The organism is Gardnerella sp. DNF01205, from assembly GCF_049244135.1.
Taxonomy (GTDB): domain Bacteria; phylum Actinomycetota; class Actinomycetes; order Actinomycetales; family Bifidobacteriaceae; genus Bifidobacterium; species Bifidobacterium leopoldii.
In genome coordinates this window covers 790,899-805,420 of sequence record NZ_CP058378.1, presented here as the reverse complement: position 1 = coordinate 805,420, position 14,522 = coordinate 790,899, and the positions used below count along the sequence as shown (strand labels likewise).

Sequence of the window (14,522 nt, the reverse complement as noted above, 5' to 3'; positions counted from 1 at the left end):
TCAAAGGAGAACGCATCGTGTCGCATATTAATGTAACAATTATCGGCAACGAAGATATGTACGGCAGAAATGCTGTTGCATTCGGAATAACACATATTCTGTCTAATAACTACAGCACTACTGTTTTTCGTCCATGCGCTCAACCAAATGACACTTTTACTAAACAACTTTTGGGTATCACAAATACTTCAACGAAATTAGAGCAAGTTATTGCAACAACTCCAGAAATAGTTAGAACAAATAAAGACACAGTGCGAGGAGATATCGTTGCGCGCTATAACGAATTGTTGCAATCCACCTCTGCTCAAGCTTCTATTATTGTTTCTAGTGACGCAAACCCAGCATATGATCCAGAACTGTTTTCTTTCGACGCAACTGTTGCAGCTGACTTGGCATCACCTGTTTTTCTCACAGTTTCAGCTCAAGGCAGAAACTCACAACAAATTTTACAAACTATAGATTCTGCAAATGCTTGCGTTCTTAAATCATGCACACAAGTTTTAGGAGTATTTGTTACAAACTGCGATCCAGAACTTGGAGCTGAGTTAATGCGTGACTATAGCTCTAGGAATTATGCAAACTCAAACGACGAAGCATCCCGAGTAAGCCAAACTCCATTATGGGTTTTGCCACCAATAGATGAAGAAACTAAAAATTCTTCATTAGAAACATTCGTAAATTGCGTTCGAGAAAATGATGTTCTTAATGCTCTCCACCAACCATTTAAAGTTCCAACTACACCTTATGCTTTCCAATACAGTTTATTAGGGAAAGCAAAAGAAAATAAGAAAACTATAGTTCTTCCGGAAGGAGAAGAAGATCGTATTCTTAAAGCAGCAAACTATTTGCTAGAACGTGATATTGTAAATCTAATTATCATTGGAGAACGCGAATCTATTCTTGCTCGAGCAGAAGAACTAAATCTCAATTCTCTTTGCAAAGCTAGTTTCCAATCTATGCACGATGAAGCAATGCTAAGCCATATGATTACAAAACTTTGCGAATTAAGAGCAAAGAAAGGAATGACAGAAAAGCAAGCGCGTGAACAATTAACAGATGCAAGCTACTTCGGCACCATGCTAGTAGTACTAGGTCAAGCAGACGGTCTTGTTTCTGGTTCAGTTAATTCAACCGCTAACACTGTACGTCCTGCTCTTCAAGTTATCAAAACTAAGCCTGGTTCTAAGCTGGTTTCTGGAGCATTCCTTATGTGCTTCAAAGATCACGTATCTGTATTTGCAGATTGTGCAATCAACCCAAATCCTAGTGCAGAACAGCTTGCTGATATTGCTATTCAGTCTGCACACACTGCAGAGACTTTCGGACTCAACCCTAAAGTTGGAATGCTATCCTATTCAACGCTTGGTTCAGGAAAAGGGCCAGATGTTGATACTGTAGAGGAAGCAACACGCATTGCGAAAGAAAAAGCACCTGATTTAGCAATTGTTGGATCTATACAGTTTGATGCAGCATGGTCTCCTACAGTTGCTGCAGCAAAAGCAAAAAATAATAGTATTGCTGGTCATGTGAATGTATTTGTATTCCCTGATTTATGCGCAGGAAATATCGCTTATAAAGCCGTGCAACGCTCTAGCGGAGCACTGGCTGTTGGTCCAATTTTGCAAGGATTAAATAAGCCTGTAAATGATTTGTCTAGAGGAGCTTTAGTACAAGATATTATTAATACCGTTGCTTTAACCGCGTTAGAAGCACAATCAGAATAAACATAATAAAGCTCCTAAAACAGCATCACAGTGCGTACGTAACCTTGAGGTATTGCATTGCACTCAATATCTTTAAGTTTGTAGGAACTTAACGCTAAACTAGAGCGTGGCAATTTATAAGCCTTATCAATACTTATGGAGGATGCCCACATGGCAAAAACCGTTCTTGTTATCAATTCTGGTTCCAGTTCGATTAAGTATCAACTCGTTGACTTGGAAAGCGGTGAAGGCATCGCTTCCGGCATCGTTGAGAAGATTGGCGAGCCAGTTGACGGCCACTACAAGCACGTATTCAATGGCGAAAAGCATGAGTTCAATGAGCCAGTTCACGATCACGAGCAGGGCTTGAAACGCGTACTTGGATTCTTCGAAGAATATGGTCCAAAGCTTTCAGAGTCTGGCATTGTTGCTGTCGGTCACCGCGTTGTTCAGGGTGGCTTAACATTCCCTAAGCCTGCATTAGTCAATGAAAAGACAATCAATAAGGTTAAGGATTTGGCAGTTTTGGCTCCACTTCACAACGGTCCAGAAGCTGTTGGCGCTGAAGTCATGACTGAACTTTTGCCAGATGTTCCACAAATTATGGTATTCGATTCTTCATTCTTCCATGATTTGCCACAGGTTGCAGCAACTTATGCTTTGAACAAGGAAATCGCAGATCGCTATCATATTCGTCGTTATGGTGCTCACGGCACTTCTCACGAATACATTGGCTCTGTTGTTCCAAGCGTTGTCGGTAAGCCTGCAGAAGGTTTGAAGCAGATTGTTTTGCACATTGGTAACGGTGCTTCTGCTTCTGCTCAGATTTCTGGAAAACCAGTCGAAACTTCTATGGGCTTAACCCCACTCGAAGGCTTGATGATGGGCGGTCGCACTGGCGATATTGACCCAGCTGTAGTATTCCACCTTATTCGCAACGCTCACATGAACGTGGACGAACTTGACACTCTCTTCAACAAGCGTTCAGGCATGATGGGTATGACTGGTCATGGCGATTTGCGTGATATTCACAAGCTCATCGCAGAAGGCGATGAAAACGCTAAGCTCGCTCTCGGCGTATACGTGCACCGCATTGTTGGTTATATTGGCAACTATACTGCTCAAATGGGCGGCGTTGATGTCATTACCTTCACAGCTGGTGTCGGCGAAAACGACGAAATTGTGCGCGCTCGCGTATGCGAAAAGCTTGAGCCATTCGGCGTTAAGCTCGATAAGGAAAAGAATTTGGTTCGTTCTAAGGAGCCACGCGTTATTTCCACTCCAGACAGCTCTGTGATTATTGCTGTGATTCCAACGAACGAAGAGTTGGCTATTGCGCGCAAGGCTGCAACCATTGCTGAAGCTGGTGAAGATAGCTACGGCAACAAGTTTGAGCACTAAATTGTTTGCGCTTAACGGCGTAGAACAAAATAAATAAATATGAATAATCCCGGGTCAAAAAGGCTCGGGATTATTTATTATTCAAGCATTCTATGCCACATTCCTGGAAAATCAGGAATCGTTTTGCGAGTAGTAGAAATATTTTTGATTCTTATATTTTCTATGCGTAATCCAAGCATTGCAGCAAAAGTTGCCATTCTGTGATCCGCATAAGTTTCCATTACTTCCCCATGCATATGATTACTTGGCTCAATACGAATGCCATCTTCGAGCTCTTTAGCACCAATCCCAACTCGATTCAATTCATTAACTAAAGCTTGCAAACGATTCGTTTCATGCCCTCTCAAATGCGCGATACCATGAAGTTCACTCGGACCGTCCGCAAAAGCAAGAATAGCTGCAATACTAGGAGCAATCTCTCCTGCTGCACTCAAATCAAGATACGGAATTGCTTTAATCGAACCATCGCTTTCCACATGCATTATTCCAGCGTCATCGCTTGTTTTTTCAAAACTAACTTTTGCGCACATTTTCTCTAATATTCCAGGAAGCAATCCTCCAGGTTGAGTTGAAGAAAACGGCCAATTAGGTATACTGACACTTCCTCCAGCAATCAATGATGCTCCTAAAAATGGCGCAGCATTAGAAAGATCAGGCTCTATAGTAACAGTATCAGATAAAGCTATTTTGCTCTCTTTAACATGCCACATTGCGTTGCTAGTCATATTTACAACCCCACCCGCTTTGCAAATATCGTCCATAGTCATGCGAATATGCGGCATACTTGGCAATGTGTCACCAATATGTTTAAGACTTAAGCCTCCAGGTATACGTGAACCAATTAGAAGCATCGCAGAAATAAATTGTGATGATGAAGAAGAATCAATTTGCACGATTTTTTCAGAAAAATTATTTATTTTAAATTCGACTGAAGGTGGCGTAATAGTAAAAGGTAAGAAACCCTCTTCTCCTTGATACTCTACGCGAGCACCAAGCTGCTCTAAACCGTCAAGAACTGGCTTCATAGGACGCGCATAAGCTTGCTTATCGCCATCAAATCGCACAGCTTTATTTGCAAATAAAGCTAAAGCTGCAACGAAACGCATTACAGTTCCAGCTAAACCACAATACACTTCAGCATTATCTGGAATCCTAAAAACTCCGTCTTCTGGAGGAATTACACGAAGCTTAGTTCCATCTTCATTTAATGACTCACATCTAACGCCAAATGTAGATAAAGCGCTAATCATAAGCTCCGTGTCGCGCGAGCGCAATAATCCTTGTAAAACTACTGGTTTTGTGCCCAAAGCTGCCAAAATTAAATAACGATTCGACAAAGATTTACTTCCAGGAACCTCAATATAAGCTTTTAATTGATGATTAGCATACGGCGCTTTCCAAAAAGTAGTGCAATCTGCAATATCGTTAATACCACTCATACTATGAATACTATCGATTGACATGTACTGTTAAATAAGAATAAAAAGCAAAAATACGCATATTTCATTAGATATAAAAAGTCGGGGTGACAGGATTCGAACCTGCGACATCCTGCTCCCAAAGCAGGCGCGCTACCAAACTGCGCTACACCCCGAGGCTTTTGAACTGATTACCAGTTCCAAGCACAATCAATTACAATAGCGCACTTTGCAGACAAATGCAAATTACGACACACGTATTATGAAAATTTTTTCTTCATTACAAAATTCGACTAACAAAACTCATTACTAGCCACCAAACGATACAATAGAATTAGTTTAAAGAAAAAGGGGCTAAGTATGGGACGCTTCCAGCGAACAGAGGCAATGGGGTTAATATCATTCATAGTTTGTGCAGCTTGTGGAATGATTATTATGAGAATGTATATGGCAACAATGCCAGCATTTTGGCAAATTAGCCAGCGATTATTCCTTACAGCTTCAACTATTGTGTCTTTGTGCAGCGTAGGCGCTTTTATTGTTGGATACTTGCGTACAAATAAAAAAGTTATCAGCCATCACTTAATTCGAGTAGCTAAGCACGCGTTTGAAATAACAGCGCTTTCTACGATTTACGGCGCAACGATGTTTCTTATGTCTTTTGCTTTGCTATCTATTATTAATAGCATTATTGGCAGAGCGGCAATGAACAGCTATTTACCAGTATTATGCTCAGCTTTATCTGGAATAGTTGGATACGCAACTCTTATTCAAGCTGAACTTCTTGAAGCTAAAACTGTGGCTTCCCTCCTGCCATTATTCGTTATTTCTGGAGCTGCAACTGCAGGTCTTACGACAGATGATCCGTACTGGTATAACAATAATTTCTCTCAACTTGGAGACCGCACAACATTTGCAGCTAGTATGTTTAATGCAACACTTGTTTTGTCAGGAATTTGCATTATCATAACGAGCTACTTTGCTATTACTGAATTCGTTGCAACACAGCACGAAATGCTACAACACAATAACCAAAAACTGATTAAACACTTCAAGATGCGCACAACTGTTATGGCAGCTTTGCTGATTCTTGGAGGAATATCGTTTATTGGAATAGGAACTTTTAGATACACGCCACATCCTTTCTTACATGATTTATGTGCTCGAGGAGTGACAGGATTAATTTGCACAATGCTTGTTTGCCTTCCATGGCTTGCTCCTAGGCTTTCTCGCACATTCTATATTGCTTCCGATTTAGCGGTTATTCTTACTGCGTGGGCAGGAAATCAGTGGGTACATGGAAATAATACTCTTACAAATGTTGAAGCATTATCATGTCTGCTATTTCTTGGATGGATTATTGTATTTTCACGACAAGTTGCGGCTATGCAAAGCGATCGTCTTCAATCAAAAATAAATCAAGCTTTAATATTAAATAGAAGCTCAAAAGCACAAATAGAATAAGAACAAAAGATAAATTAAACTAACAAAAGCAGCGTAGAAACTTAAATTTCTGCGCTGCTTTTAGTTTTTACAGGTCACGAACTTCTTTACGAATAAAGCATAATACTCAACATTCTGGCTTATGCTCGCTCATAAGAAGCAAGAAACTACGAGATTGTGCGACAATATTAAATCCTGCTTCATATAACAATTCCGGACCCTTTGGATTATATGTGTCCACAATCAACTTCCACTTCTCACCATAACGTTTATCTGGCAAAGTAAAAGTAATAGGTTCATAATGCGCATTAAAAATAAGAATAAAGTCATTATCAACCATTCTCGTTCCATACCAGTCAGTTTCTGGAATATCCGAACCATTCAAATAAATCATCACAGATAAAGCATGAGTATTTGACCAGTCCTCCATATCCATAACAGTACCGTTATGGTCAAGCCATTCAACTTGTGGAATATCGCTTACATCATCTCCAGCAGAACGACCCGTAAAGAAACGACGACGATGCAACACAGGGTGCTTCAAACGCAGGTGAATAAGCTTAGAAACGAAATCGAACATATCTCGCTGAGTTTCGTTATAATCCCAACTTATCCACGAAATAGCGTTATCTTGGCAATAAGCATTGTTATTACCATTTTGCGTGCGCATGACTTCATCACCAGCGCATATCATAGGAATGCCCTGGCTCATCAAAAGAGTTGAGAACAAATTGCGTATTTGACGTTCACGCAATTCGTTAACATCGTGAATATTAGTAGGTCCTTCAACACCGCAATTCCACGAACGATTGTCGTTTGCACCATCACAATTGCCTTCTTTATTAGCTTCATTATGCTTTTCGTTATAGCTAACTAAATCATTCATAGTGAAGCCATCGTGAGCTGTAATAAAGTTCACGGAAGCTACAGGCTTTCGTCCATTTTGCTCATACAAATCTGAGCTACCCATAAGCCTGCTAGCAAATTCAGGTAATGTAGATGGTTGTGAGCGCCAAAAGTCGCGAACACAATCGCGATATCTTCCATTCCACTCAGACCAACTTGGAGGGAATCCACCAACTTGATATCCACCAACACCAATATCCCAAGGCTCAGCAATAAGCTTCACACTTGAAATAATGGGATCCTGCTCAATAATGTCAAAGAATGCAGAAAGTTTATCTACCTCTTGGAACTGACGCGCAAGAGTTGCTGCTAAATCGAAACGGAAGCCATCGACATGCATTTCAGTTACCCAATAACGCAAACTATCTGTGATTAACCGCAACGCTTTTGGAGAACGCATAAGTAAGGAATTACCAGTACCAGTAGTGTCAAAATAATGACGCTGATCATTATCTACAAGACGATAATATGCGCGATTATCAATACCACGGAAACTCAAAGTAGGACCACGGTCATTGCCCTCAGCAGTGTGATTGTAGACAACGTCTAGAATCACTTCCATGCCTGCAGCATGATATGCCTTAACCATTGACTTAAATTCGTTAACTTGCTCTCCGCGCTGACCAGAACTGGAATAAGAATTTTGAGGAGCGAAGAAACCAATAGTGTTGTATCCCCAGTAGTTACTTAATCCTTTATTTTGCAAGAAAGAATCGTTTACAAACTGATGGATAGGCATCAATTCTATTGCAGTAACACCAAGCTTCCTTAAATAAGAAATAACGCTTGGATGTGCAAGTCCAGCATAAGTGCCTCTAATATCTGGAGGAACACGTTTATCAAGATTAGTCATTCCACGAACATGAGCTTCGTAAATAACAGAATCATGATACGGAATCATAGGGTGCTGATCATTACCCCAATCAAAATACGGGTTAATAACTGCAGCCTTCATCGTATGATCCGCAGAATCCAAAGTATTCATTGCTGAAATATCATCTGGATTATCAAACCAATACGAGAAAAGACTCTCATCACCGTCTATATTTCCTTCAATCGCCTTGGCATATGGGTCAAGCAACAACTTATGAGGATTGCACCATAAACCATGAGAAGGATCATAGGGTCCGTGAACACGATAACCATAACGCTGACCAGGCTGTATGCCTGAAACATAGTTATGCCACACGTATGAGTTCTGCTCAGTCATATCGATACGTGTTTCATTATCATGCTCATCAAATAAACATAATTCAACGCGCTTTGCAACTTCGGAAAACAGCGCAAAATTCACGCCAGCGCCATCATAGTTTGCGCCAAGCGGATACATGGAACCTGGTCGTATATGCATAATATAAGTATCTCATATATTCGAGTAGTTTTCACGTCATGTTGACGTTATTTAAAAAAGCTTGAATTTTAAATGAAAGCCTCAATTAATAACGTAATTCCATGGATCGCAAGCTTCACCTAACCAAGCAACTTCTGGACGCTCTCCATACATTTCTTCTACGCAGTCAGCAATATCATTAATCGCATAAGTAAACCACAATGACTCAATAGCACTATGAGAAGTGTTAATAATCATAGGATATGTGTGTTGAATGTAATCTTCACCAGAAGAAAGACGCAGTTTCGATTCATATTTAGCTCGCTCAATTGCGTCAAGTGCAGGATGATGACGCAAATCGCTTGTAACATATACGTCAACTTTTTCCTTGCGAACTTCATCTAACAAGCTTTCCCCAGAACCAGGCAAAACAGCTACTGTACTAACTTTCGCATCAAGATTTCCAGCAACTTGAACACCAACTTTTGTATGAGGAAGAACGTTAAAAACATTTTGCGCAAAATCACGCAATGATATTGGCACATCCAAAACACCAATTCTGCCTAAGCCAATGTTACGTCCAGCAGAATCGATCTGTTTAGAAACAACAATTGGACGCAAATTATGAAGACCAAAATACTCTGCCGCAGCATGAGCAACTCCACGCCACGCGACATCCGCATTAGTGTGGCCAACCCATAGCGCACAATTATTACTAATTAAACGCTGTACAATTTCGCCACGAACAGTTTCGTTTGAAACTCCATGCACAGCTTTGAAAAATAGCGGATGATGAGTCACTAATAGGTTGGCACCCATTGATAACGCTCGATCAACTGCGCTAATCGTAGGATCACTGACACATACGATTCGCTGAATTTGGGAATTCAAGTCTCCAACAATAAGACCAGGCTCATCCCACTCTTCAGCAAAGCTCAATGGGTACAATGTTTCTATAGCTTCAATTACTTTGCTTAATCTAATCATTTCTTCTACCTTTAAGTAGTGTTAATGCGCTGCTAGTTGCCAATCTACACCAACTCCAGTAGAAACATTAAGAGGAACATCTAGATGCACAGCATTTTCCATAGCTTTACGCACAATATTTTCTACCTGCTCTTGCTCACCATGTGAAATTTCTAAAATCAATTCATCATGTATTTGCAATATTACTCGGCTACGAACTTTTGCTTCACGCAATCCCAAATCAACACGAAGCATAGCAAGTTTCATAATATCTGCGGCAGTACCTTGTATTGGAGCGTTAAGAGCTCCGCGCTCAGCAGCTTCACGAGATGCACGATTATTGGAAGAAAGCTGCGGGAAGTACCTACGTCGACCAAACATAGTTTCTGTATATCCAAGTTCTTTTGCCTTTGACACAAGAGATTCCAGATAGTCATGAACATTGCCAAAAGTATCAAAATACTTATTCTTCAACATTTCAGCTTCAGCCGGACTAATAGAAAGCTGTTTGGCTAGTCCATAAGTACTCAATCCATATGCTAATCCATAGCTCATAGCTTTTACATGAGAACGTTGATCCGGCGTTACTTGTTCAACAGGAATCTTATAAACTAAGCTCGCAACATATTTATGAAAATCTGCGCCGGAACGGAATGCTTCAATAAGAGTTTTATCATGAGATGCATGAGCCATAATACGAAGCTCAACTTGTGAATAATCACAACTCATTAAATATTCAAATTCTTCTCCTGGAATAAAAGCAGCACGAATCTCACGACCAGCAGCATTCCTATTAGGAATATTCTGGAGATTAGGATCAGCAGAACTTAAACGACCAGTTGCCGCAATAGTCTGCTCAAAAGTTGTATGGATGCGCCTATCATCATAATGAGCCGCATCAATTAAACTTTGCACAATCTGCTTCAATTTATTAGTTTCGCGATGTTTAAGTAAGGCGCCCAAGAATTGACTTGCAGGCTCTTCGGGATCGAGTTTAACGTACATAGCTTGCAAAGCTTCGGCATTAGTCGTGTACGAGCCATTCTTTGTGCGACGAGTAGGTTTAAGACCAAAATGCTCAAAAAGTATTTGCTGCAACTGCTTAGGACTTTGTAAATTAACAGAACTACCTGCAACTTTCCAAGCCATATTTTGCGCGAACTCAGCATCTGCAGAAAATTGCTTAAGCATACCACTTAAACGTTGCATATCAACTGCAGCACCGACGTCTTCCATGCCACGCAAAACTCGCGAAATAGGCATTTCCAAATCAGTCATCAAACCAGTTTGTTTTCTATCATCAAGTGTTGAAGCAAAATGAAGAGCCAAAAGACGAATAAGAAGCGCAGTTCTTAAGAATTTAGCTTCACGCGCTTGAGTTTGCTTTTCATTATTTTCTTCTTCACTGGCTGGCGTTTCATCGTCAATAAGAAGATCGAGCTCACCCTGCTTAGCTTCATTTTCACCCAAATTATCTTCATCTGACTGAATATCTAAATAATGTTCAGCCATATTTTCTAAAGTTTCAGCTCGAAAATCAGGCTCCAATAAATATGATGCCAATCGAGTATCAAGAAGTGGAGTGCCAAATGAATTATTCGAATCGAATAATTTTAGCGATTTTAGCAATCCCAAATGCTTTTTATAATCATGCAATACTGTTATTGAAGAATTTTTTTGCAAGAACTTTCGCAACATCTCGAGCAAAGCTCGATCTGCCGATTGCAAATCAGACGCGTACAATAACACAGCTTTATGAGCAACAAGAATTATTAAAGAATCTGCAGTCAACTCAAAATGATGTTTTGAATTCTTCTTGCACTCATGAGCGTATATTACAACTTCTTGATTTTTCAGTATAGGTTCGGCACATTTACGAGAATTATTTATAATTTTTTCGGAACTTAATTCTTCAAAATTCTCTTCTTCGGAACTTAGTTGGTCGAAAGTATCTTCAGTATTTTTTGAATCTTTCTTTATTTCTGTATAAAGTAAAGAAGAAACGGAATTCTCCCAATTAATAAAGTCTTCTACAGTTTTAACATGATGCAAGTCAATGCTTGCTAGCATTTCTTGAAAATTTTCTGCGTCAATATTTGATTGATCACCTTGAACTAGCTCATCGTTATTAGCATTACCTTCATACGTAGACGAAAACATTATACGCATATTATTTTCAATAGATTGTTGCGTACCGTTGCTAAAAGTTTTGAGAATCTTTCTCTTTTTTAATTCGCCAAATTCAAGTTGAGACAGCAAGATTCCTAATTTTGCAGCATCAACATCACCAAAGCACAAATCATCTACAGTTACGCCTAAATCCAAATCGCAAACTAAAGCATTAACTTTACGGTTTAAACGAACTTGATCAATATTTTCTCTTAAAGCTTCTCCCTTTTTACCGCTAATCTCATTCGAATGTTCAATAATATTTTCTAGGCTGCCGAATTGATTAATCCATTTAGCAGCGTACCCATCTCCAACACCTGGAACTCCTGGGATATTATCTGCAGTTTCTCCTCTTAACGCTGCTAGATCAGGATATTGCTTAGGCGTAACATGATATTTTTCAAAAACAGCATCCTTATCCATTTCTTTTAAATCTTTAAAATGCTGTCCTGGATACAAAACAGTAATATTGTCATCTATAAGTTGGAATGCATCACGATCGCCAGAAAGTACCAAAGTTCTATAACCGGCATTCGCTCCCATTGTTGCAAGGGTGCCGATAACATCATCACCTTCATAACCTGGTTTCTCAATATAAGTGATACCAAGAGCTTTAAGCATCTGTTGAATAATAGGAAGCTGCGAAAGAAGCTCCTGCGGAGCAGCATCACGAGTACCTTTATATTGAGGAAGCATAGTATTTCTAAAAGTTCCACCTTTAACGTCAAAAGCAATAGCTAAGCGGTCAGGCTTCTCTTTTTTTACAACCTGCGAAAGCATAGTAATAAATCCCCAAATGGAATTTGTTGCTTGCCCAGAGCGAGTAGAAAAATTATCTGCAGATATTGCAAAAAAAGCACGGAACGCAAGAGAATGGCCATCGACAACCAACAACGTTCCTTTCTCATTCTTAAGTTCCGAAGAATGTTCTTCAACGATGTCGGTATTCACTGTTGACTACTCACCCACGTTCCGTAATTACTAATAAATAACTATGCAGTTATATAAAAATGAATAAATATAACCCTACTAATTTTCAGATGAAGATTCTGCTTTATCATCGCTATACTTTGCAATAATAGCCATTGCAAGACGCTTCTTAGGGATACGCTGATCCATAGAAGTTTTTTGAATCCAGCGGAAAGCACCCTGTTCAGAGAATCCAGCCTTATCCATAAGAAGACCTTTAGCACGATCTACAAGCTTACGTTCTTCTAAAGTATCTTCAGCTTTCTTCAACTTTTCTTCTGTTTTCTTCAACTGATCTTCAGCATCGTGTAACTTGTTTTCTGCACGTTCAACACTATCTAATAAATCGTTGATCTCGCTAAAGCGACCCATAGCAACTTCCAAAGCAGGAAGAAGTTTAGATTCTTCATACGGTTTAGTAACGTACGCCATCGCTCCAGCACCAGTTGCTTGTTTTACTAAATCTGACTGTGAAAAAGCAGTGAGCATTACTACAGGAGCAATATTCTCATCACAGATTGTTGCAGCGGCGGTAATGCCATCCATAACAGGCATCTTAACATCCATGCATACAACATCTGGATGATTTTCACGCGTCAACTCAATAGCTTCTTGACCGTTAGCAGCCTGACCTACAACTTGATATCCGTTATCTTCAAGCATTGCCACTAAATCCATACGATTAACTGATTCATCTTCTGCAACTACCACAGTACGAATATGATTGTTTTTCTTTTCTTTAGATTCTCGCTGAGCAGCTTCATCATCTGCAGCTTTGCGCAGCTCATCATCAGTAAGTACCTCAAGCATCGCTGGCTCTGTCCCTTCATTTTCATCCATACCTGGCATATTCAAAACCTCACTTCATTGCCACACATTCACAGGGCAACATCACCATGCATCTTTAACATGGCGCTCACGCAACGGCACACTCACAAACACTAGTGGAAATTGCGCATCATAACACAATTTGCAAGTCATTAAAATACCGCACGCGCACCATGTTCGTGTCAATTAATAATATCATAAGAATTGCAAGACGCGCGAACAAGCACATACAATTAGCACTATTTTGCTTATTTTATATAATCGCAGATAATAATACAGCCAGCGCACCAAGTATTGCCTGAGCAACGCACATAGGAAAAGCGTTCTTGTAATCACCTATAAGCACACATTTAGTAAACTTATAAGCTTTAATTGCAATGACTAACAATAAGAGCCACTGAAAAGCAGCAAAAAATAAATGCCATGAAGTATTGCATACAATCGCACTAAAACTGAGGAAAACTTCAACACTATAAAAGCGCCATATTGATGGCACTGCAGAAGGTAACACAATAATCAAAATAGAATATGCGATCAATAGAACAGCAGAAACAATGCTCATAGCAGCGCATAAACGCCTACCATTGCGCTCACCAATTCTAACCATAGCAGTTATTTTTCCATGCTCTTTATCGCTTTTAATATCTCGAAGATTGTTTACCATCATTAAGCAAGCCGAATAAGCACCAGGAATGCAAGATATTAGCAAACAAGCCAAAATCCTTTGCCCGCCATTAATAAATATACTAGTTTCTGGAATACCAATTCCATATGTAATTGCGCATAACGAACCAATAAAAGGAACAGGACCGAAAAATACAAACGCACTTACTTCTCCCCAACCTTTATAACCGTAAGGATGTTTACCCCCGGCATAAAACCAGGCTGCAGCAAAGCACGCAATTCCAAGTAAAATAAACCAATATATTCCAGTTCGCAAAACAATAATCAAACCAAAAATACAAGAAATAAAAGCAGAAATTATTACAGCTTTAAGCACAGATTTCGGGGAAATTCCAGCATTTGCAAGGCGCCAAGATACATCGCATAAAGGCTTTGAATTATTGCTACTTAAAGCACGCAAACTACGATTCTCATCCAAGCCATTCAATCCGTCACAATAATCATTGGCATAATTGACGGCGATTTGCATAAACGCAGCAACCATGCAGCACAAGAAAAATTGTATAAAACATTGCTCTAGATGCATAATTGGTTCTTCAAAATACGAAAATCGCATCATTCTAAATGAAACCGCAAACGCCATAACAACAGGAACTAAGCCTATTGGAAGCGTGTAAATTCTTGCACCCTTAAGCCAAATTTTTACACTTTTCATCAAAAGCCTCATAAATTATTTATGATTTATTTATTTATGATTTACACAAA

9 protein-coding genes and 1 tRNA gene are annotated in these 14,522 nt (G+C 39.6%); 3 read left to right on the top strand and 7 right to left on the bottom strand.

Annotated elements, in window-relative coordinates; all coding sequences use genetic code 11:
- Positions 1-17: 17 nt before the first annotated feature.
- On the top strand, positions 18-1,724 hold the full coding sequence (gene pta / locus HXT47_RS03455; RefSeq protein ID WP_004111340.1) for a phosphate acetyltransferase: 1,707 nt from the start codon (positions 18-20) through the stop codon (positions 1,722-1,724).
- A 150-nt stretch (positions 1,725-1,874) separates the two neighbouring features.
- Positions 1,875-3,104 carry an acetate/propionate family kinase gene (locus HXT47_RS03450; protein WP_004106960.1) on the top strand — a complete coding sequence of 410 codons (1,230 nt, stop codon included), beginning with the start codon at positions 1,875-1,877 and terminating at the stop codon, positions 3,102-3,104.
- A gap of 77 nt (positions 3,105-3,181) precedes the next feature.
- On the opposite strand, the gene aroA is transcribed toward HXT47_RS03450, so the two are convergent.
- Positions 3,182-4,543 carry a 3-phosphoshikimate 1-carboxyvinyltransferase gene (gene aroA / locus HXT47_RS03445; RefSeq protein WP_064340547.1) on the bottom strand — a complete coding sequence of 454 codons (1,362 nt, stop codon included), beginning with the start codon at positions 4,541-4,543 and terminating at the stop codon, positions 3,182-3,184.
- Positions 4,544-4,624: 81 nt separating this feature from the next.
- A tRNA-Pro gene (locus HXT47_RS03440) sits at positions 4,625-4,698 on the bottom strand.
- Positions 4,699-4,882: 184 nt separating this feature from the next.
- Between HXT47_RS03440 and HXT47_RS03435 the strand changes: the two genes are divergently transcribed.
- Positions 4,883-5,986 carry a hypothetical protein gene (locus HXT47_RS03435; RefSeq protein WP_004119320.1) on the top strand — a complete coding sequence of 368 codons (1,104 nt, stop codon included), beginning with the start codon at positions 4,883-4,885 and terminating at the stop codon, positions 5,984-5,986.
- Positions 5,987-6,092: 106 nt separating this feature from the next.
- On the opposite strand, the gene glgX is transcribed toward HXT47_RS03435, so the two are convergent.
- From glgX to menA, 5 genes are all read right to left on the bottom strand, one after another.
- Positions 6,093-8,222: a glycogen debranching protein GlgX gene (gene glgX / locus HXT47_RS03430; protein WP_032835386.1), complete on the bottom strand. Its 2,130-nt coding sequence runs from the start codon at positions 8,220-8,222 to the stop codon at positions 6,093-6,095.
- An 81-nt stretch (positions 8,223-8,303) separates the two neighbouring features.
- The gene (locus HXT47_RS03425) at positions 8,304-9,188 is read right to left on the bottom strand and encodes a Nif3-like dinuclear metal center hexameric protein (RefSeq protein WP_004119313.1); all 885 of its coding nucleotides are present in this window, start codon (positions 9,186-9,188) and stop codon (positions 8,304-8,306) included.
- Between the two features lie 21 nt (positions 9,189-9,209).
- Positions 9,210-12,287: a DNA polymerase I gene (gene polA / locus HXT47_RS03420; protein WP_004106991.1), complete on the bottom strand. Its 3,078-nt coding sequence runs from the start codon at positions 12,285-12,287 to the stop codon at positions 9,210-9,212.
- A gap of 78 nt (positions 12,288-12,365) precedes the next feature.
- Positions 12,366-13,154: an ANTAR domain-containing response regulator gene (locus HXT47_RS03415; RefSeq protein ID WP_421788828.1), complete on the bottom strand. Its 789-nt coding sequence runs from the start codon at positions 13,152-13,154 to the stop codon at positions 12,366-12,368.
- A 232-nt stretch (positions 13,155-13,386) separates the two neighbouring features.
- Positions 13,387-14,472, bottom strand: a complete 1,086-nt coding sequence (menA, locus tag HXT47_RS03410; protein WP_004119308.1) for a 1,4-dihydroxy-2-naphthoate octaprenyltransferase — start codon at positions 14,470-14,472, stop codon at positions 13,387-13,389.
- Between the last annotated feature and the right edge of the window lie 50 nt (positions 14,473-14,522).

Excerpts from the sequence above, each read along its gene's own strand:
- HXT47_RS03450 (WP_004106960.1), top strand. The coding sequence starts at position 1,875 with ATGGCAAAAACCGTTCTTGTTATCAATTCTGGTTCCAGTTCGATTAAG.
- glgX (WP_032835386.1), bottom strand. The coding sequence starts at position 8,222 with ATGCATATACGACCAGGTTCCATGTATCCGCTTGGCGCAAACTATGAT.
- HXT47_RS03425 (WP_004119313.1), bottom strand. The coding sequence starts at position 9,188 with ATGATTAGATTAAGCAAAGTAATTGAAGCTATAGAAACATTGTACCCA.
- menA (WP_004119308.1), bottom strand. The coding sequence starts at position 14,472 with ATGAAAAGTGTAAAAATTTGGCTTAAGGGTGCAAGAATTTACACGCTT.
- HXT47_RS03435 (WP_004119320.1), top strand. The coding sequence starts at position 4,883 with ATGGGACGCTTCCAGCGAACAGAGGCAATGGGGTTAATATCATTCATA.
- aroA (WP_064340547.1), bottom strand. The coding sequence starts at position 4,543 with ATGAGTGGTATTAACGATATTGCAGATTGCACTACTTTTTGGAAAGCG.
- HXT47_RS03415 (WP_421788828.1), bottom strand. The coding sequence starts at position 13,154 with ATGCCAGGTATGGATGAAAATGAAGGGACAGAGCCAGCGATGCTTGAG.